Source organism: Bacillus sp. TE9106W (assembly GCF_054062215.1).
The window spans coordinates 33582-52315 of record NZ_JBSSFA010000012.1 but is presented as its reverse complement, the minus strand read 5'-3'; the positions used below and the strand labels follow the sequence as shown (position 1 = coordinate 52315).

Here is an 18734-nt window from a genome sequence, read left to right as displayed (position 1 = left end):
TTCGCCTCTATTTCTTAATAACGCTCTCGGCAATTTTTGTATTGACGAGCGCTTCATATGGAACTTCTTTTTGTAATTCGCCAGCTTCTTTCATAATCGTTTGGAGCTGTTTCCATTCTTCAGCATCTAATAGCGGATTTGTCGCATAAGAATGTTGCTTTTTATACCGTTCAATTACTTTTACTGTAATGTCTTTTGAAGTGTCTTTAAATAACGGAGAAACGGCATCAGCAATCTCTTCTGGACTGTGAGTATCAACCCATTGTTGTGCTTTATAGAGCGCTCGTGTGAATTTTTCAGCAGCAACTTTATCCTTTTTCAGAAAACTTTCTTTTGCCATGAAAGAGGTATAAGGAACAGTACCAGATTCATTTCCGAACGAAGCGACGATATAACCTTTTCCTTCTTTTTCGAATATACTTGCAGTCGGTTCAAAGAGCTGGACAAATTCCCCCGTACCAGATGCGTAGGCATTTGCAATGTTAGCAAATTCAATGTTTTGAATTAAGTTTGTATCTTTGTGAGGATCAATGCCATTTTTCTTTAAAACGTATTCTCCAACCATTTGCGGCATACCGCCTTTACGCTGTCCTAAAAACGTAACACCTTTTACGTCATTCCAATTAAAAGAATCTAATTTTTTACGCGAAACTAAAAATGTTCCATCTGTTTGTGTAAGTTGTGCGAAGTTAATGATAGGATCTTTTGCTCCTTGTTGATGAACGTAAATGGACGTTTCAGAACCGACGAGGGCGATATCAATACCGCCAGATAATAGGGCAGTCATCGTTTTATCTCCGCCAGCTGTTGTTTGTAGGTCAACATTTAACCCTTCATCTTTAAAAAATCCTTTTTCAATCCCGACATATAACGGGGCATAGAAGAGAGAGTGGGTAACTTCGCCGATGCGAATGTTTTGAGTTTGTTCTTTCGTACCTTCTTTTTTACTACTGCAAGCAGCAAATGTAAAAACAGTTAGTAACATGATGCAAAAAACAGCTATTAATTTTTTCACTGTATAACACCTCCTAGAAGTCACTCTACAAGCATGATATGTAGGTAAGTGCCTATATGTGAGTGTAGATAGGAGGAATTTTTTCGGGGATAAAGAAGTACAAATATAAGGGGTGATAAAATGGAGTACGAATACGATGATAGCGTACATTTACATCTTGATTATTTCGGAACAGAATGTGATATGGAATCGATTGCTTATAAAAGGAAGAATGAAGACGTGTGGGATGTGTATTTTAACTTTGGAGCATATGGTCTTCAGAAAGATGGAATCGAGACGGGTAGATTTATGGACGAATATGCTGGCCATTACGTTTTTTCTGTACATGCTCGTGATCTTAGTTGGGAATTTGGAAGTGCTCAATTTGAAGAGTGGGTTTTGAGAAATCATATAGTAGAAAAATCACTGCAAAAATAGGGAGGAATTTTGTGGTTGATTTTCTCATTTTCTTGTTCATTTTTGTAGTCGGATTTTTTATTATGCAAGTACTCGTTTACCGGTTTGCAAAGAAAAACATTCAAAAATATACAAAAATAAAATGGATTCATATGTGGCTCGAGATGAATATGAAAAAGGGTCCGAGATTAGATTTTTTTGATTTTGTAGTTATCATACTTGTATGTATTATATGGAAAGCATGGATGTATTCTCTTATATGATAAATATGTCCATGTCTGTTAAAATGAAGGAGAACCTGTCGTTGTTGGTAGGTTCTTTTCTTATGGTAATATTTTTATGAAGCATAGTTCATTTATTATGCTACTAGAATATAGAAGAGATGAAGAAGTTGTATTTTTTAAGGGGAAATTAAGGGTATATGTGTATAATACAAACACATAGGGAGACTAACTGTATACAAATATGTTATTTTGTATATGACAATATGTTTGTTGATGCGAGACGAAGGGGTAAAGGAAAGAGGGAATAAATTGCGTTTTAATGTTTTTACACAGCGACGAAGAAGAGATGAATTTCATTTTAGTTTCTCTACTCAGCAACCGAGAAAGAATCTATTAATTTCTATCATTCTTAGTGGAATGTGGGCGATCTGTTTAGAAACGCTATTCTTTGTTATATTAAGGTCTTTCGAATTTGAGAAAACGAAAGATTTTTTTAATGAGAAAATACCGCTAAGTATACTCATTATTGTTTTGTGGAGTGCACTACTATACATCATTCATTTGAATAAAGGTATCAGCCATAAGCTTAGGCCGGCTATTCGAGTGTATGTCGTATTATTTTTAATCGCTCATACAATGAATTGGATGTATATCATCGTGCAGGAGGATATGAATCTTATAGTAGTAAATACATGGGTGTATTTACAATATGGGCAGTATATATTAAGTCTGTTATTTATTTATATGGTATACGTTTTTGCATATAATTTGTTTGGAAGAGTTTTCTTAAGTACAACGATAACTAGCTTAGTTTTAATTATTTTTATGATGGTGAACCATTTTAAGCTTATTTTTAGAGGAGAGCCATTCTATCCGTCTGATTTCACACAGGTTGGTCATATGGATTCCGTTATACCGATGGTTATGGATTATTTCAGTTTTTGGAATATGTTCCTGACAATCGTTGGCATTGTTTTGATTGTGCTTGTAGTTACGTATATACGAAAGTATATTCCAGTTATAAAATCACATATTATTATGAGGGTTATTTTAATATGTGGATCTGGGTTTATGTTGTATGGATACAGTAATTATCCTACTACCTTTATGAATGATTTATTTATAAAAGGTGGAGTAGATATTCGTGCATGGAATCAAGCTGCAAATTATAAAGCGAATGGTTTTATTATTGGATTTTTAAGTAATTTAGATACGACAGTTATTAAAGAGCCAGAGGGATATTCAAAAGAAAATATGCAGCAAATTGCAAAGGATATAGAAAAACAATATAGCGGTAAAGTAAAAGCACAAACAAAAGTAGAGAAGCCAAACATTATATTTATTATGAGTGAAGCTTTTTGGGATCCGACGAAATTAACGAATCTTTCATTTAGCGAAGATCCAGTGCCAAATTTACATCGTTATACAGAGAATTTTCCAGGAGGACAAACGATAGCTCCTACATTTGGAGGAAATACAGCGAATACAGAGTTTGAAGCATTAACGAGTTACTCGATGAGTCTATTAATGCCAGGTTCTATACCGTATCAACAAGCGATTCCAAGTCAGAAAGAAATTCCATCTGTTGCGAGTGAATTGAAAAAACAAGGGTATTATGCAAGTGCAATCCATGCTTTCAATCGATCGTTTTATAAACGTGACGATGTATATAAAACATTGGGATTTGATAATTTTAATGCAGAAGACACGATGAAAAATAAAGAAGTAGTTGGAGATAATATTGGTGATTTATCTATGAGTAAAGAAATAGTAGATGAATTAAAAAAGAGAAAACAACCTACATTTATTCATGCGGTGACGATGCAAAATCATTTTCCCTATACACCAAATATGTTTGGGGAAAACAAAATAGAAATTAGTGGATTAACAGAAGAGGAATCGAAGGCAGAATTAGAAGCATATACAGAAGGTGTAAGACTGTCGGATGAAGCTCTGCAATATTTAGTAGAGCAGCTTGATGAGTTAGACAGGCCTACTTTATTAGTCTTCTTTGGAGATCATTTACCTATGTTAGGAACTAATAAATCTATTTATAAAGAAGCAGGATATATAGAAAATGAAGAGACGGTAAGAGAAAGATTAATTATGTCAGAAACACCATTGTTAATGTATGCGAATTTCGATTTGCCAAATGACAATTTAGGTTTAGTAAGCCCAATTTATTTCTCTAGTCTTGTTTTTGATTATGCAGGGTTAAACCAATCACCATTTTATCAATTTTTATCAAAAATGCATAAAGAAATACCCGTTCTTAGAGATGAGTTAAAGGTTAATAAAGATGGGGAAGAGATAACAGATTTAACGAAAGAACAAAAAGAAATGTTAGAGCAATATAAAATGCTTCAATATGATTTACTTGCTGGAAAGCAGTATAGTAAAGAGATACTTTTTAAATAGAAAAACAAAAAGAACTTGTATAACGATACAAGTTCTTTTTTTTATAGTATTTAACGGGGTAACCAGACAAGCTGGGTTTAGGGAGTATTACCTGTACATTTAGTATAAATGAAAATGTAATTGTTTTATTAATTGATTTGTGAGAAATATGTGAATTTTATCTTTGTAAAAACTTGTAGTACGTCTTTTATGAATGCAAAAACTTTATAAGTTCTTCGTTTAATTCATCCGCTTGATCGATTGGGGAGCCGTGACCACTATTTGTAAGAGGATGTAACTGAGAATTTTTAATGCGCTTTTGCGTAAGTTCAGCGCTTTTGTATGGGATAAGTTGATCGTGAATACCGTGGAATATTTTTGTTGGTACGTTAATTTTACTTAAATCTTTCGTTACATCTTCATTTGCGGCTGCTTGCAATATTTTGATGAGAGCATAGGAAGCAGACTGCATACCGAGATAAGAAAACCATTCTAACGTAGCAGATCCTAAGTTTCTATTAAAAAATGATAAAGATACATCATTTAAAAATTTAGGCATATTGGCATACATTTGATTAATGAGAGTATCTGCTTGTTCTTTTGGGACACCATAGGGAGATTCTTGATTTTTAACGAAAGAAGGGGAAACGGCATCGACTAATACAAGTTTAGAAATGCGATGACCATTATAGCGAGACATGTACCGAATAGAAAGAGCACCACCTACTGAGAAACCAACTAATGTAGCATTTTCGACTTGAAGTGCTTCTAAAACGATGGCGATATCGTCTGCTAAACGATCGTATGTGTAACCAGTCCATGGTTTATCAGATTGCCCATTTCCGCGTATATCCATAGCGATGCAGCGGAAACCGTGCTGTGGTAACACGTTGAGCTGATACTGGTACATTTGATGATTTAAAGGCCAACCATGGACGAAGAACACAGTTTTACTACCGGGACCGGGATTAACATCTTGCACAAAAATATGCACATCTTTCTCGACGGTAACAAACATGAATGATCCTCCTATTCATACGCCAGGAGCGTAGGGTTTTGTTCTATTAAGACAACAGGATTTCCTTTATTCTTTGCCGCTTATATAAAATCTCTCCCACATAATATACGTATTATTGTTTATCATTTTTATGATTGTATATAGCTTGAAAACATTGTGCCGTTGGAATGATTTACCTCAAATGTTCGATTTCTCTTTGTTTGTCTAAGAAAATCATTTATTATAATAAATGGTATTACTTCGAGATGTTTTTTGAAGGGGTGTTGAAGTGAAAGACAGTTTTCTATCATATAAAGAAGAAGAAAGGAATGCAAAAATCCTTTTGTGGGTGCTATATGTCATTGTTGTTTCATACCAAATTTTCTATGCAATTGTATTAGAGAATAAATCACTAACAGATAAGGGATATAGCATACTATGGCAAGTTATTTGCGGAACTGCAATACTCGGTGTGAATGTATATTTAATAAAAAAAGAGAAAGCGAATTTCGTTAAATATGCATGTGTATTTGCATACTTAGGAATAGAAATTGCTAATATACTTTCGTATATGCTTTATAATGAGGCGGCATTTGATGGGGTGAATATAATAGAAATTATTCTCATCTTCTTTGTACCTATATTTTTAAATAAAAAATATTTTGTGTTTGTACTTTCAACTATTGTAGGGAAATATGTGATTTATTTATTTGTATTAAAGGAAGTAAAAGGATTTATGTTCCTCATTATGTATACACTCGTATTAATAGCGGCATACATTATTTTAAGTCGATTTATACAATACCTTTCAGCGGTAAAGGAAAGTATTAAGATTGCTAGTGAATCACAAAAATTAGCAGTAATCGGAAAAATGGCAGCGACAGTAGGACACGAAATTAAAAATCCACTTGCGTCCTTAAAAGGGTTTACGCAATTACAACGAGAGAAGCATGGGGAGGACCCTATTTACAAACAGATGATTTTTGAAATAGAAAATATGAATAATATGATAAGTGAATTGATGGAAGTTGCTACATGTAAACCTTCTATTTATAAGAAACATAATATAGGTGAAATTGTATTACAAGCAGTAGCAATTCTTCGAGAAAAAATGAATGAATGTAGTGTCCAGCTTATTTCTAATATCGAAGAAAAGATAATAGAAGTTGAATGTGATGAGCGGAAAATGCGAGGAGTTTTTCTATATGTCATAAAAAATGCTCTGGAGGCAATGGAGCAAGGTGGCACATTAGAGTTACGGTTAGAAAATAAAGGACAAGATTATGTAATGTTAAGTGTAATTGATAATGGTTACGGTATTAAGAAAGAAAATTTGGCTCGTGTTACAGAAGCCTTTTATACAACGAAACAAGATAAGATTGGTTTGGGACTTACGGTAGCGAATCGGCTTGTTACGGAGCAGCATCTTGGTGAATTACATATTTCAAGTGAAAGAGATATTGGAACTAGAATAGATATCATTCTCCCGAAACAACGTGGAAATAGTGAAATCCAAGTGGGAGAAAAGCTAGGAGTTACCATATGAATAAAGACGGTATATTTAAAAATGAAGAAATGAAGGCGCTAAAAATATTTTTAAGTTTATTTTTCATTATATTTTTTGTATACGATCTTGCCTACGAATTTATTGTACCTTTAATAGGAGGAGAGCAAGAAGGAGTAGGACAATTTGAAGATGGTTTAGGTTTATGGCTTTATTTTCTGATGGTGGTCCTATTTTGCACTGGAATATACTTTATGAAATGGAAGAATCCATTTGTAGTGAAATATATTATACTAATTGGATATAATCTATTAGATTTTATCCATAATTTTATGATTTACTATGGTAGTGATGCTGAGTTTGATGGTGGGAATATAGTAGAAGGATTTTTTATTTTATTTGCCCCACTCTTTGTGAATAAAAGATATTTTTGGTTAGTTCCGAGCATACTTATTGGAAAATACGCTCTTACAGGAATCATCATTCACTCGTCACTCGTTTTAATCCCGATGGCATTATATAGCGTATTTACTATCATATGTTGGATTATGTTTTTAAGATTTCACTCTTACGTTCGCACGCTTGAGATGATGGATAAAGAAATACAACAAACAGAAAAGCTAGCAACTGTTGGGAAAATGGCTACAGTTATTGGTTACAAAATTAAAAGACCTTTAGCTAATTTGGATAAATTTGTGAATAAACAAGCAATTAAATATCCAGAGGATAAAATATATAGTGATATTATGAAACAAGAAGTAGAACGAATTCATATAATCGCTACAGAACTTAGTGGATTTGAGAAATCTAAATCAATAGAATCAGAAGTTCATAATATAGAAGAAATTATCGCTTATGTTATTCGAGTTATGGGGAAGCCTGCATTAAATCAAGGCGTGCACATACAAGGTATTTATAGTAAAGACATACCATCGATTACATGTGATGAAAAACGATTAAAACAAGTATTTTTTAATTTAATTAAAAATGCGATTGAAGCAATGTCAGTTGGCGGAACGATTACGATTAAAGTGACTGTAGAAGATGCAATCATTATTCAAGTGAAGGATGAGGGTTGCGGCATTCCAAAAGACAAAATTCCGAAGTTAAACGAAGCCTTTTACACAACGAAAGAAACGGGAACAGGTTTAGGTTTAGTAGTTACGGAAAAAATTATTAAAGATCACAACGGTAAAATGAGTTTTGAAAGTGAAGTTGGGGTTGGAACGACGGTGAAGGTTATGTTGCCGATACAATAAAAAGGTATTTTTAAAAGGGAGATCACTTAGTTGAGAGTGATCTCCCTGTTTGTGGAATGAATTGTTTTAAGGGTGGGTTATAGATCAGTGATTAGAAAAATAGAATATACAGCACTGGCAGGAATCCAAGGGGTAATATAAAGGGATATAGCATCTTCTCTTGAAACTGGGTTTCCAGTTGTAATGCTAGTCCAAGTTACAGTAGCAGGACCCACAGATGAAGTAGGATTAAATACTTGAATTTGCCCCAATCCAGTAATTTTGTCAGTAGTAGACTACTTATTTTGAAAATGTAGTATTTAATGAGATGAGAAAATCATCTGTTTTCTTAATAAAATAATCTGGTTGCACAGTAAATGTAGCAGATTGATAGTTTGGTAACCATTGTACGCCAATCGTTCGTACATCTGCCTGTTTTCCAGCAAGTATGTCAGCATCACTATCCCCAATAAAAATTGCTTCGTTTGCATTTACATGTAATGTATTTAATACAAGAAGAATACCTTCAGGATCAGGTTTTGGCTTCATTACATCATCTCCAGCTACTATACAGTCGAAGAAAGAAACTAATCCTAATGCTTTTAGAGAAATATCCAGGCTTCTTCTTGCTTTTCCAGTTACGATAGCTAACTGAAACCCTTGTTTTTTTAAATGTATTAAAAGGTTTACTATTTCATGATTTCGCTCTACGTAATCATGATGCTTTTCTTCATAACATTCATAGTATCTTTCAACTGCTACTTCTTTTTCTTCAGAGAGTAAGTTCTCATGAATAATACCAACTTCACTTGGACCAAACATAGAAAGAATCTCTACTTCAGTAATTTCTTTATTATCAAATTGCCAAAAAACGTTTTGAAACGAGTAATAACATAAAGGTAAAGTATCAGCTAGTGTGCCATCAAAATCAAAAATAATTGTACGTAGCATTTTCTTACTCCTGTTTTAAGTTATTTTAAGGCTTATTTAATGGTTTTTGTTATGATATACTTAAAATAACTTAAAAGTGCTTAAAAGTAAATAAAAATGGGTGAGAGTATGAATCAAGAGGAACGTTTAATAAAAATAATGGAGTATTTGAATGAACATAGGACGATGAGTTTGAAGATAATGTGTGAGCTATTTCAAGTCTCCAGAGATACAGCAAGAAGAGATATTGTAAAGTTAACAAATGAAACAACAATAGTACGAACCCATGGTGGTGTAGCTTTATCATCTTTCCACCATAAAATATCGGATTATGTAAATCGTGAGGAAAAAGAAATTGAATATAAGGTATCTATTGGAAAGCGAGCTGCTTCTTTTGTAGGAGATAATGAAGTGATTTATCTTGATGTTTCAACAACTGTTAACTGTATGGCTTCATTTTTGACAGCAAGTAACATAACGGTTGTTACAAATTCAATTGATACAGTAAATCATTTAATGGATATGGAGAATGTAAATATTCATATTTTAGGTGGAGAATTAAATAAACACTCACGTTATATGACGGGTTTTTCTGCAATGGAGAAACTAAAAGATTATCATTTTGATAAGGTTTTTATTGGATCACCCGGTCTTACAGAAGATGGTGTCTATTATGCGTATGAGGAAGATATTCATTTTAAGCGTCAAATTGTTAAACAAACAAATGAAGTGTTTTTACTTGCTGATGAGACAAAAATGAATCAACGTCAAAACTTTAAGGCGCTGTCATTAGAATCGATAGATACAATTATTACGAATGATGTTATTCCTGGCGATTTAGAACGAGTAGTGAAAGAATATGGAATTGAGCTAATCGTTGGAGTGAAGTAAAGGGGGAGGTAAAAATGAAGGGGATTATATTTGATATTGACGGAACGATGTTAGATACGGAAAAAGCAGTTTTATATTCATTACAGAGAACGTTGCGAGATGAAGGGATGAATTATTCATTAGAAAAGCTACATTTTGCATTAGGTATTCCTGGTATGGCTGCGTTACAAGAAATTGGTGTGGAAAATATGAAAGCAGTTCATGAGAAATGGATACGTAATATGGCAGATTTTAAGAATGAAATTACAGTATTTAAAGGAATTGCGGAAGTGATTGAAATAGTATCTTCATATAAGATTCGAACAGGTATTGTGACTTCAAAAACCCGTCAAGAGTTTATCGATGATTTCCAGCCATTTGGATTACATTCATATTTTGAACACTCTATTTGTGTGGAAGATACAATGAAACATAAACCACATCCAGAGCCACTTGTGACATGTCTAAAAAGATTGAATATAGAGGCACAAGAAGCGATATACATAGGTGACTCAGTATATGACTTACAATGCGCAAAACAAGCGGGAGCAAAATTTGGTTTAGCCTTGTGGGGAGCAAAGACAAGGAAAGGATTCGAAGAGGCTGATTATATTTTTCAAACGCCTCATGAAATTTTAAGTTTAGTAAAAAGAGATAGCTAATTTAGCTATCTCTTTAAAAATTTATAACCACCATTTTTCCTGTGGAACCAAAGTAACATCCACTTCAAAATTCTCTTTAAACCACTCATACATCAATGTCTCTTTCACTAAATATTCAGAGGCAGAGTGTGATACACCGATGAGTGACATATTCGTTTCGTTTACGTAATCCATAATGAGCGAGTATTTCTGTTTGCCGTAGTTATTGTCGATATGGCAATGGATTTCCCCAGTAATATATGCTTCAGCGCCTTTTGCTTCTGCTTCTTTCATGAGAGAAACGACATCACCACATCCCGCAATAATTGCAATCTTTTTGAGGGAATCATGTTGTTTACCTTCGAAGTCTGTGTAAGGAATATGGAAGAGATTTTTGAGACGCTTTTGGAGTGCTTCTGTTGATGTTTCATCTATTTCACAAATAAGGCCAACTGGCTCTTGTCCTGGACCTTCATATGCAAAGCCGTCAACTACATGAGCATGTAAAGAGTTTGCAATTGAAATGCTCGTTCCATGCGTTTGATGAACATCCATTGGTCCGTGACATGTATATATAGAAAGTTGTTTTTCTTTTATCGCTTGTAAATATTTTTCAGGTATTGGAATAAAACCACGACCGGATTTTCCAAGCGGATCACCGCATTCCATTACAAGTGGGTGGTGCATAAAAAGTAAATCACCAGATGTGGATTGTGAAATGAATGTTTCAAGAACGTCATCTGTAGGAAAAACAGCTAAAAATACTTTATTTACAGTTTCAGCTCCTCGTATCATAAGACCGTTAAATAGCTCTATAAAATTGGCTTCGAAAAATTGTTGCCACGGAAAGTGGATAGGATCATATACAGATGGGATAAATCGACTAAAGGCACTATCTTTTCCATATTTTTCGATTTGGAACAAATGATTGAGTGATTGTTCTATGTCTTTTAAAGCTCGCATGTTGTATTATCCTCCTTGAACTGATTCTTTTTCTATTAGTTGTTTTTCATAGCAAAATAAGAAGCGGTTAGGAAACAAATAAAACCTAAAATCCAACCAATAGAAGGAGAATAGGGAAGTATATGTTGTAATACCATACCGCCAGAAATAAAAAAGCTACCGAGTAGACCTAGGAAGATGGGGTATCGCAGTAATTTGAGCATGAGTGATACAACCTCCTTTACTACATACATTGTATATTGTTCGTAATTTTCTGTATATATTTTTAAAGAAAAATGGTGGTACAATATATGAAGGATACGAGAAGAGAGGATGAAGTTTAGAATATGTACGTTACTGTAACAGAAGCAGCATATAAAAAAATTATGGATACGATTCCAAATGAGGCGAAATATATAAAGTTATTTTACGATAATGAAGGTTGCGGTTGTGTAATGAGCGGAATTATCGATTTAGTAGCTGTAGCAGAAAAAGATGAGCGCGATGTGGATATCGAATCTAGCACAATGAATTTTATCGCAGATCGCACAAAGCTTGTATTTATGGATGATAAATTAACAGTTGATTGGCATGAAGGTGGAGGGACGTTTCAGCTGAAGAGCCCGAGCCAATTTTATAATCCAAATATGAAGTTACACGTTCGAGTGTAGTAAAGAAAAGGTGGTTCCAAAACGTATTTTGGAACCACCTTTTTTATTGTATAAGTCGCTATTATTGTCGTTTTTTGTTGATAAGTCGATATATTTAAAAAATCGCTGATATAATTCGAGTTGCGCCGATATATTTTGAAAATCGCCGATATAATCAGAGTTGCGCTGATATATTCAGAAAATCGCTGATATAATTTCATGCCCCAAAACGTTTCATACAATAAAAAAATTTTTTCACATAATGAAATGTACATATGATTGAATTTTCTGTATAATTTTATTTGCGGAGGGGATACGCATGAGAAAATGGGGAATTGAGTTATTAATTTTAGCAGTCGTTATCATTTGGGGGATTAATTTTACGATTGCGAAATATGGACTTTTAGAATTTACAGCAATTGAGTTTACTGCACTTCGGATGATATCGGCGGCACCGCTTATGTTACTCCTTACATTTTTTATTGAAAAGTCGGTTTATATGGAGAGAAAAGATATACCTAGATTAATTATCGTTAGCGTTGTAGGTATTGTACTGTATCAAACGTTATTTATGGAAACTGTCAAATATACATCCGCTACAAATGCCTCTTTACTCATTTCTATTTCACCTATTTTTACAACTGTATTTGCGATTTTCTTAAAACAAGAAAAGTTTTCTTCTAGAAAGCTTATCGGCTCTATCATTGCTTTTGGTGGGGCAGCCTTAGTTTTAGTAGCAGGGCATTCACTGGCTAGTTCTTTTTACGGGAATGGGATTGGACTCATTACATCAATATGCTGGGGGCTTTATCCTGTTTTAGCTGGTCCATTAATTAAAAAATATTCAGCATTACGTGTTACCGCATGGTCAGCATTAGTTGGCGCGATTCCGCTCTTATTATTAAGTGGACCACATGTATTTACAATGCCATTTCACATTACACATGGAATAACCCTATTTGCTTTACTATATTCTATTTTCTTTGTAACAGTATTTGGTTTAGTGATGTGGTATGTAGGCGTTCAAAAAATTGGGGCGTCACATACGATGGTATATATGTATATAACGCCGCTTGTTGCCGTTTTATTTGCAGCTATATGGGCAGATGAATATGTATCGTTTCAACAAATAATCGGTGGAATTATTATTTTCTTCGGTCTATGGTTTGTGAAATCGGAGAAAGTAAACATTCATTCTACTGCAGGAGAACCTATATCAAAATAGGAAAACAGATCACCTATGATCTGCTTTCCTATTTTTTTATTTTTGGTAAGAAGACGAGAAATAAGATCGCAGTAATAAGTGGAATTAAGTTTAAAAATGGAATACGGAAGAGAGTGATCAGAATAATACCCGGAAGAAGGACACCGAGGACAGCGTAGAAAATACTATGGTTTTTCGTGTACCAATACAATGAAAGTCCAATAAGTGCAGGGATAATAAGGTGAATGAGAGCCATTAAAAAATAAATCATTAGACGCCCCCTTTATTTGTGTACTTATTACATCATATCCGTATGTTCATAGATTGATATCATTTTTTTCATAAATGGACGAAAAATGTTTGAAAAAACGTCACAAATTATGAGGGTATGATCTTTGAAATCTTGTATAATATTATTTTCTAAAAATATTTAAACAACATAAACATACCGTTTATGTTGTTTTTAATTTGAGTGAAATGAATGTAAGCAGTATAAACTTGAAAAAATTTCTTGTTGGATAGATAAAAATTACGGAAGAGGAGAACAGCATGATTAGTATGTCATTAAGGTCGTTTAAAATTCAATCGTATTATATACTAGGTATTCTTTTACTAGGCTGGATGGTAACACCGTTTTCAGCACATTTTTTAGGTGCAGGAATCGGACTTATCGTAAGTATGTATTGCGTTTGGCTTTTAGGGAGACGAATTGAGAAGCTTGGAGATAGTATCGTAAAGAAAACGAAAGCGCCGACGCTCGGTATGTTTAATCGTTTTGCCGCTGCTATTTTAGGCGCTATTATTATGTACGAAATTGAGCACCATATGGTGATGTGGGCATTTGCAGTAGGGATTATGGGCGGTTATTTCTTAATTGTTGTGAATTTAGGATACTATAGTATGAAAGATGAGAAAGAATTAACGAAGAGTTAAAAAGATAAAAAGATAAAAAGCCTCTTTTTAGATGGAAGAGAGGATCCAGCGGAGGATAGAAGCGGTCAGGGCCTTTTTTAGCCCCATGCGGTGTGAAACCAGAGAGATGTAGCGAGTAGGGATATAATTTATATATTCGAAGCTGTAATTTGTCTGTGTGAAAATGGGTTAATCTGGAAGGGGGATCCAAAGGGGGATAGAAGTGGTCAGGGCCTTTTTTAGCTCCATGCGATGTGAAACCAGAGAGATGTAACGAGTAGGGATAAAGTTTATATATTCCAAGCCGTAATTTGTCTATGTGAAAATGGGTTTACTCTGGGGTAAGTGATGATATTACAAGAGGAAGCGAAATTTTGCATAAAATACAGTTTTTTGCTTCCAATAAGTTAAAATGAAATTACGTATTAGTATGATTCTTAGGTTCTTTAAAAAAGTTGGATATAATACAAAAAACTATTCCGGTAATTAGAATAATATATTTTATCGTTTCACTTGTATGCTCAAATAAACTAACGTTAAGCATTACAAGTCCCCAAAACATTTGGATCGCTCCATAACTGAATAAAATTTTTCCTGTACGAGAAAAATTTTTCATAGGCTTCTCTCCTTCCTATATATGTAAATTATATCATAGGAAACTAAAAATAAATAACTATAAAGTGAAATTTCTGAAAATTAACAAACGAAGTCACAGATGAAGAGATTAACGTTTTACTTTATATAAGATAAAGAAAGAAGCTTACGCAAAAACGTAAGCTTCTTTTTTATGTAAGTGTGTGTAACCGTTAAGCCGCATTGGGTTTTGTCGGTGAGTACGCGAAACTTTACGGTTACACGACACTTATTCATATGAGTAAAGGGTTATTCCAACAGAAAGTTTGCACTTAAGCGATTGGACCGCCTAAGTTAATAATGTCTTCAGATACGCTGTCGAACTTTTTGAAGTTAGCTTTGAATTCATTTGCAAGTTCGATTGCTTTTGCTTTGTAAGCAGCTTTATCAGCCCAAGTTTGTTCAGGCATTAACACTTCATCAGGTACACCTGGTACGTGAAGTGGAACTTCAAGACCGAAGATGTCATGTTTAGCTGTTTCAGTTTTCGCAAGTTCACCGTTTAATGCTGCTTGAATCATTGCACGAGTGTAACCTAAGTTCATACGTTTACCAACGCCGTATTCGCCACCAGTCCAGCCAGTGTTTACTAAGAATACTTTTGCATCGTGTTTCTCGATTTTTTCACCAAGCATTTCAGCATAGCGAGATGCATCAAGTGGTAAGAATGGTGAACCGAAGCAAGTTGAGAATGTTGCTTGCGGTGATGTAACGCCGCGCTCTGTTCCTGCTAGTTTACTAGTGTAACCACTTAAGAAATGGTACATAGCTTGTTCTTTTGATAACTTGCTGATTGGAGGCAATACGCCAGATGCATCAGCAGTTAAGAAAATAATTGTATTTGGGTGTCCAGCAACACTTGGCAATACGATATTGTCGATCGCATGCATAGGGTATGCAGCACGAGTATTTTCTGTTAAAGTAGTATCGTTATAGTCTGCGATACGCGTTTGGTCATTAATGATAACGTTTTCTAAAACAGATCCAAATGTGATTGCATCGAAAATTTGTGGTTCTTTCTCGTGAGAAAGATTTACACATTTTGCGTAGCAACCGCCTTCAATATTGAATACACCGTTATCAGACCAACCATGCTCATCATCACCGATTAATTTACGGTTTGGATCAGCAGATAATGTTGTTTTACCTGTTCCAGATAAACCGAAGAATAGTGCTACGTCGCCTTCTTCACCTACGTTTGCAGAGCAATGCATAGAAAGAATATCTTGTTCAGGTAGTAAGAAGTTCATAATAGAGAAGATTGATTTTTTCATTTCTCCAGCGTATTCTGTACCACCAATTAGTACGATACGTTTTTCGAATGAAACCATAATGAATGCTTCAGAGTTTGTACCGTCAACAGCTGGATCAGCTTTGAAATTCGGTGCAGAAACAATTGTGAATTCTGATTCATGAGTCGTTAATTCTTCTTCAGTTGGACGAATGAATAATTGATGTACAAATAAATTGTGCCATGCATATTCATTAATAACTTGGATTGGTAGACGGTAATTGCGGTCCGCGCCTGCAAATCCTTTGAAGACGAATAACTCTTCTTTTTCTTTTAAGTATTCTAAAACTTTAGTATATAATTTATTAAAATGTTCTTCAGAAATCGGTTGATTCACAGCTCCCCAAGCAATTTTGTCAGCAACCGATGCTTCTTTCACAATAAATTTATCTTTAGGAGAACGTCCTGTATATTTTCCAGTTGAAGCAGAAACGGCACCAGTCGAAGTTAATTTCCCTTCATTTCGCATTAATACTTTTTCCACTAATTGCGGAACACTTAGTTGAATCTGTGCATTGCTTCCGTTCAATAATTCGTGTAAACCAATTTGGACATTCACAGTACTCATATTTATATACCATCCTTTTCATTTAATGAAATATTTCTCGTAATCCCCAACAAGAGTATAACACAATTATATAAATAATGTATACTATTTATTTCTTTTTGTTTGTGTGAATACATTATTTCCTTATTAATATTTCATTTTAGGCGCATTGAGAAAAACTTTCACGAAAATGTGAATATTAATTGACAAATGAATATCATTTCTTTAGTATAGGTTGGGACGGATACTCTCTTATCCCGAGCTGGCGGAGGGACAGGCCCGATGAAGCCCAGCAACCTCACTTGTAGTGGTAAATACAGGTGAATAGGTGCTAAAACCTGTGCGAGGCTACAGGTCTCGAACGATAAGAGCGAAGGGCAAAAAGCAGTATGCAAGTAGCAAATTAAACCTTTCCTCTATATAAAGTAGGAAAGGTTTTTCTGTATGCTTGTGTGGGAGAATAAATGTATGTCGCAATCTGTGGCAAATTAAGGATGAGTTCCGTACAATATATACAATTACTGTAGGGAGGTTTACCACATGACAAAAAAACGTCATCTGTTCACATCTGAGTCTGTAACTGAAGGACATCCAGATAAAATTTGTGACCAAATTTCTGATTCAATTTTAGATGCGATCTTATCAAAAGACGCAAATGCACGTGTAGCTTGTGAAACAACTGTAACAACTGGTTTAGTATTGGTAGCGGGGGAAATTACGACTTCTACTTACGTAGATATTCCAAAAATCGTTCGTGAAACAATTCAAGGCATTGGTTACACACGCGCAAAATACGGATTCGATGCAGAAACTTGTGCAGTTTTAACATCTATCGATGAGCAATCTGCTGACATCGCTATGGGTGTTGACCAAGCGCTAGAAGCACGCGAAGGTCAAATGACTGACGCTGAGATTGAGGCAATTGGTGCAGGAGACCAAGGTTTAATGTTTGGTTTCGCATGTAATGAAACACAAGAGTTAATGCCACTTCCAATCTCGCTTGCTCACAAATTAGCTCGCCGTTTAACTGAAGTACGTAAAAATGATACATTATCATACCTACGTCCGGATGGAAAAACGCAAGTTACAGTTGAGTATGATGAAAATGGTAAACCAGTACGTGTTGATACTATCGTAATTTCTACACAACATCACCCAGATGTTACATGGGAAGAAATCGATCGCGACTTAAAAGAGCACGTAATTAAAGCTGTAGTACCAGCAGAATTAATCGATGGAGAAACGAAATTCTTCATTAACCCAACTGGCCGCTTCGTAATTGGTGGACCACAAGGTGATGCTGGTTTAACAGGACGTAAAATCATCGTTGATACTTACGGTGGATACGCTCGCCACGGTGGCGGTGCATTCTCTGGTAAAGATGCAACGAAAGTTGACCGCTCTGCAGCATATGCAGCTCGTTATGTTGCGAAAAACATCGTAGCAGCTGGTCTTGCTGAAAAAGCAGAAGTACAACTTGCATACGCAATCGGTGTAGCACAACCAGTATCAATTTCAGTTGATACATTCGGCACTGGTAAAGTATCTGAAGACGTATTAGTAGAACTAGTTCGTAACAACTTCGATCTTCGCCCAGCTGGTATTATTAAAATGCTAGACTTACGTCGCCCAATTTACAAACAAACAGCAGCTTACGGCCACTTCGGACGTACTGATGTAGATCTATCATGGGAACGTACAGACAAAGCTGCAGCTTTAAAAGAGCAAGCTGGTCTATAATATATGAAAAAAAGCTTTGCGCAGTGAGCGCAAAGCTTTTTTTATTTCGTTTTACTTACAATTTGAATGCATGATTTGCAATACACTTCGCCTTCTAGCTCAATATACTTTCTCATATTCGTCATGCCACTTGCTGGAAATGGCATATGAATCCAAGCCTTTTCATACGTTTGTATTTCCTTTTCACATGATTTACAAAGGATTGGTTTCTTCTGGAACATATGTAATCAACCTTTCATTTGACGTGCTTTACCTGCGCAAAAAGCACTGCTTAGTAAAAATAGTGTCGCAAATATAATGCTCACCAATGTCGCGTATGGAATTGCGCCTTTTAGAGAAAAACCGACAGTGATGGAAGCAACGAATAAGAGGATGAATGTTGTTGTTAATTTTTTATAAAGTTCCATAATATGTAGACCTCCGATTTATTTTTTAGTACAAGTTTTAAAATTGAATTCCATTAGAAAGAAAATATAAAGGGTAGCTAAAGATGTGTAGTCTAGGAGTAGAAGAAAATTTATTTTCCTTTTTGTGGGTTAGTATACTTATATTGTATCATGGCGTATTATCGGCTTCATACATAATTGTGTAAAGGTATGTATG

21 protein-coding genes, 1 pseudogene and 1 riboswitch are annotated in these 18734 nt (G+C 34.7%); of the genes and pseudogenes, 11 read left to right on the top strand and 11 right to left on the bottom strand.

The window, feature by feature from the left end; genetic code table 11:
• Positions 1-7: 7 nt before the first annotated feature.
• The gene (locus ACVWY7_RS19925; RefSeq protein ID WP_000733220.1) at positions 8-1015 is read right to left on the bottom strand and encodes an ABC transporter substrate-binding protein; all 1008 of its coding nucleotides are present in this window, start codon (positions 1013-1015) and stop codon (positions 8-10) included.
• Positions 1016-1135: 120 nt separating this feature from the next.
• Between ACVWY7_RS19925 and ACVWY7_RS19920 the strand changes: the two genes are divergently transcribed.
• The 3 genes from ACVWY7_RS19920 to ACVWY7_RS19910 all read left to right on the top strand — a co-directional run bounded on the left by ACVWY7_RS19920 (position 1136) and on the right by ACVWY7_RS19910 (position 4053).
• Positions 1136-1432: a DUF3986 family protein gene (locus tag ACVWY7_RS19920; RefSeq protein ID WP_000455573.1), complete on the top strand. Its 297-nt coding sequence runs from the start codon at positions 1136-1138 to the stop codon at positions 1430-1432.
• A gap of 11 nt (positions 1433-1443) precedes the next feature.
• A complete protein-coding gene (locus ACVWY7_RS19915) occupies positions 1444-1674 on the top strand; it encodes a hypothetical protein (RefSeq protein ID WP_000227430.1) in 231 nt (76 codons plus the stop codon).
• Between the two features lie 234 nt (positions 1675-1908).
• A complete protein-coding gene (locus tag ACVWY7_RS19910) occupies positions 1909-4053 on the top strand; it encodes an LTA synthase family protein (RefSeq protein ID WP_033682606.1) in 2145 nt (714 codons plus the stop codon).
• Between the two features lie 187 nt (positions 4054-4240).
• Here ACVWY7_RS19910 and ACVWY7_RS19905 read toward each other — a convergent pair whose 3' ends face one another.
• A complete protein-coding gene (locus ACVWY7_RS19905) occupies positions 4241-5050 on the bottom strand; it encodes an alpha/beta fold hydrolase (protein ID WP_000498288.1) in 810 nt (269 codons plus the stop codon).
• A gap of 268 nt (positions 5051-5318) precedes the next feature.
• Here ACVWY7_RS19905 and ACVWY7_RS19900 point away from each other — a divergent pair, with 268 nt between their 5' ends.
• Positions 5319-6575: an ATP-binding protein gene (locus tag ACVWY7_RS19900; protein WP_073522245.1), complete on the top strand. Its 1257-nt coding sequence runs from the start codon at positions 5319-5321 to the stop codon at positions 6573-6575.
• The gene (locus ACVWY7_RS19895) at positions 6572-7792 is read left to right on the top strand and encodes an ATP-binding protein (protein WP_431175124.1); all 1221 of its coding nucleotides are present in this window, start codon (positions 6572-6574) and stop codon (positions 7790-7792) included. The genes ACVWY7_RS19900 and ACVWY7_RS19895 overlap by 4 nt, the downstream gene beginning before the upstream one ends.
• A 77-nt stretch (positions 7793-7869) precedes the next feature.
• On the opposite strand, the pseudogene ACVWY7_RS19890 reads toward ACVWY7_RS19895, so the two are convergent.
• Together ACVWY7_RS19890 and ACVWY7_RS19885 are read right to left on the bottom strand one after the other, a co-directional pair.
• Positions 7870-8046, bottom strand: a pseudogene (locus ACVWY7_RS19890) (collagen-like protein); the annotation flags it as partial.
• A gap of 25 nt (positions 8047-8071) precedes the next feature.
• A complete protein-coding gene (locus tag ACVWY7_RS19885) occupies positions 8072-8722 on the bottom strand; it encodes an HAD family hydrolase (protein ID WP_073522242.1) in 651 nt (216 codons plus the stop codon).
• Positions 8723-8830: 108 nt separating this feature from the next.
• On the opposite strand from ACVWY7_RS19885, the gene ACVWY7_RS19880 reads away from it, so the two are divergent.
• Entirely contained in the window at positions 8831-9592 is a 762-nt protein-coding gene (locus tag ACVWY7_RS19880) for a DeoR/GlpR family DNA-binding transcription regulator (protein ID WP_073522393.1), read from the top strand.
• Positions 9593-9606: 14 nt separating this feature from the next.
• Complete coding sequence (locus ACVWY7_RS19875; RefSeq protein WP_000676031.1) at positions 9607-10233, top strand: HAD family hydrolase; 627 nt, start codon at positions 9607-9609, stop codon at positions 10231-10233.
• A 21-nt stretch (positions 10234-10254) separates the two neighbouring features.
• On the opposite strand, the gene ACVWY7_RS19870 is transcribed toward ACVWY7_RS19875, so the two are convergent.
• The gene (locus ACVWY7_RS19870) at positions 10255-11175 is read right to left on the bottom strand and encodes a Nif3-like dinuclear metal center hexameric protein (protein ID WP_073522240.1); all 921 of its coding nucleotides are present in this window, start codon (positions 11173-11175) and stop codon (positions 10255-10257) included.
• A gap of 35 nt (positions 11176-11210) precedes the next feature.
• On the bottom strand, positions 11211-11378 hold the full coding sequence (locus ACVWY7_RS19865) for a hypothetical protein (protein WP_000916130.1): 168 nt from the start codon (positions 11376-11378) through the stop codon (positions 11211-11213).
• A gap of 123 nt (positions 11379-11501) precedes the next feature.
• Between ACVWY7_RS19865 and ACVWY7_RS19860 the strand changes: the two genes are divergently transcribed.
• The gene (locus tag ACVWY7_RS19860) at positions 11502-11825 is read left to right on the top strand and encodes an iron-sulfur cluster biosynthesis family protein (protein WP_000289565.1); all 324 of its coding nucleotides are present in this window, start codon (positions 11502-11504) and stop codon (positions 11823-11825) included.
• A gap of 298 nt (positions 11826-12123) precedes the next feature.
• The gene (locus ACVWY7_RS19855; RefSeq protein WP_073522238.1) at positions 12124-13029 is read left to right on the top strand and encodes a DMT family transporter; all 906 of its coding nucleotides are present in this window, start codon (positions 12124-12126) and stop codon (positions 13027-13029) included.
• A 28-nt stretch (positions 13030-13057) separates the two neighbouring features.
• Here ACVWY7_RS19855 and ACVWY7_RS19850 read toward each other — a convergent pair whose 3' ends face one another.
• Positions 13058-13279, bottom strand: a complete 222-nt coding sequence (locus ACVWY7_RS19850; RefSeq protein ID WP_000639043.1) for a hypothetical protein — start codon at positions 13277-13279, stop codon at positions 13058-13060.
• A gap of 278 nt (positions 13280-13557) precedes the next feature.
• On the opposite strand from ACVWY7_RS19850, the gene ACVWY7_RS19845 reads away from it, so the two are divergent.
• Complete coding sequence (locus tag ACVWY7_RS19845; protein ID WP_000624931.1) at positions 13558-13941, top strand: ATP synthase subunit I; 384 nt, start codon at positions 13558-13560, stop codon at positions 13939-13941.
• A gap of 397 nt (positions 13942-14338) precedes the next feature.
• Here the strand turns inward: ACVWY7_RS19845 and ACVWY7_RS19840 are convergent, their stop codons facing one another.
• Both ACVWY7_RS19840 and pckA read right to left on the bottom strand, forming a co-directional pair.
• The gene (locus ACVWY7_RS19840; protein WP_000788120.1) at positions 14339-14536 is read right to left on the bottom strand and encodes a hypothetical protein; all 198 of its coding nucleotides are present in this window, start codon (positions 14534-14536) and stop codon (positions 14339-14341) included.
• 289 nt (positions 14537-14825) lie between these two features.
• Positions 14826-16412, bottom strand: a complete 1587-nt coding sequence (gene pckA, locus ACVWY7_RS19835) for a phosphoenolpyruvate carboxykinase (ATP) (RefSeq protein WP_000108802.1) — start codon at positions 16410-16412, stop codon at positions 14826-14828.
• 228 nt (positions 16413-16640) lie between these two features.
• A riboswitch (SAM riboswitch) is annotated at positions 16641-16762 on the top strand.
• A 169-nt stretch (positions 16763-16931) separates the two neighbouring features.
• Between pckA and metK the strand changes: the two genes are divergently transcribed.
• Complete coding sequence (gene metK, locus ACVWY7_RS19830) at positions 16932-18131, top strand: methionine adenosyltransferase (RefSeq protein ID WP_000163125.1); 1200 nt, start codon at positions 16932-16934, stop codon at positions 18129-18131.
• A gap of 41 nt (positions 18132-18172) precedes the next feature.
• On the opposite strand, the gene ACVWY7_RS19825 is transcribed toward metK, so the two are convergent.
• Both ACVWY7_RS19825 and ACVWY7_RS19820 read right to left on the bottom strand, forming a co-directional pair.
• Positions 18173-18352 (bottom strand): hypothetical protein, encoded by a 180-nt coding sequence (locus ACVWY7_RS19825; RefSeq protein ID WP_000486784.1) that lies wholly within the window; start codon positions 18350-18352, stop codon positions 18173-18175.
• Between the two features lie 6 nt (positions 18353-18358).
• Positions 18359-18538 carry a hypothetical protein gene (locus ACVWY7_RS19820; protein WP_000424805.1) on the bottom strand — a complete coding sequence of 60 codons (180 nt, stop codon included), beginning with the start codon at positions 18536-18538 and terminating at the stop codon, positions 18359-18361.
• Between the last annotated feature and the right edge of the window lie 196 nt (positions 18539-18734).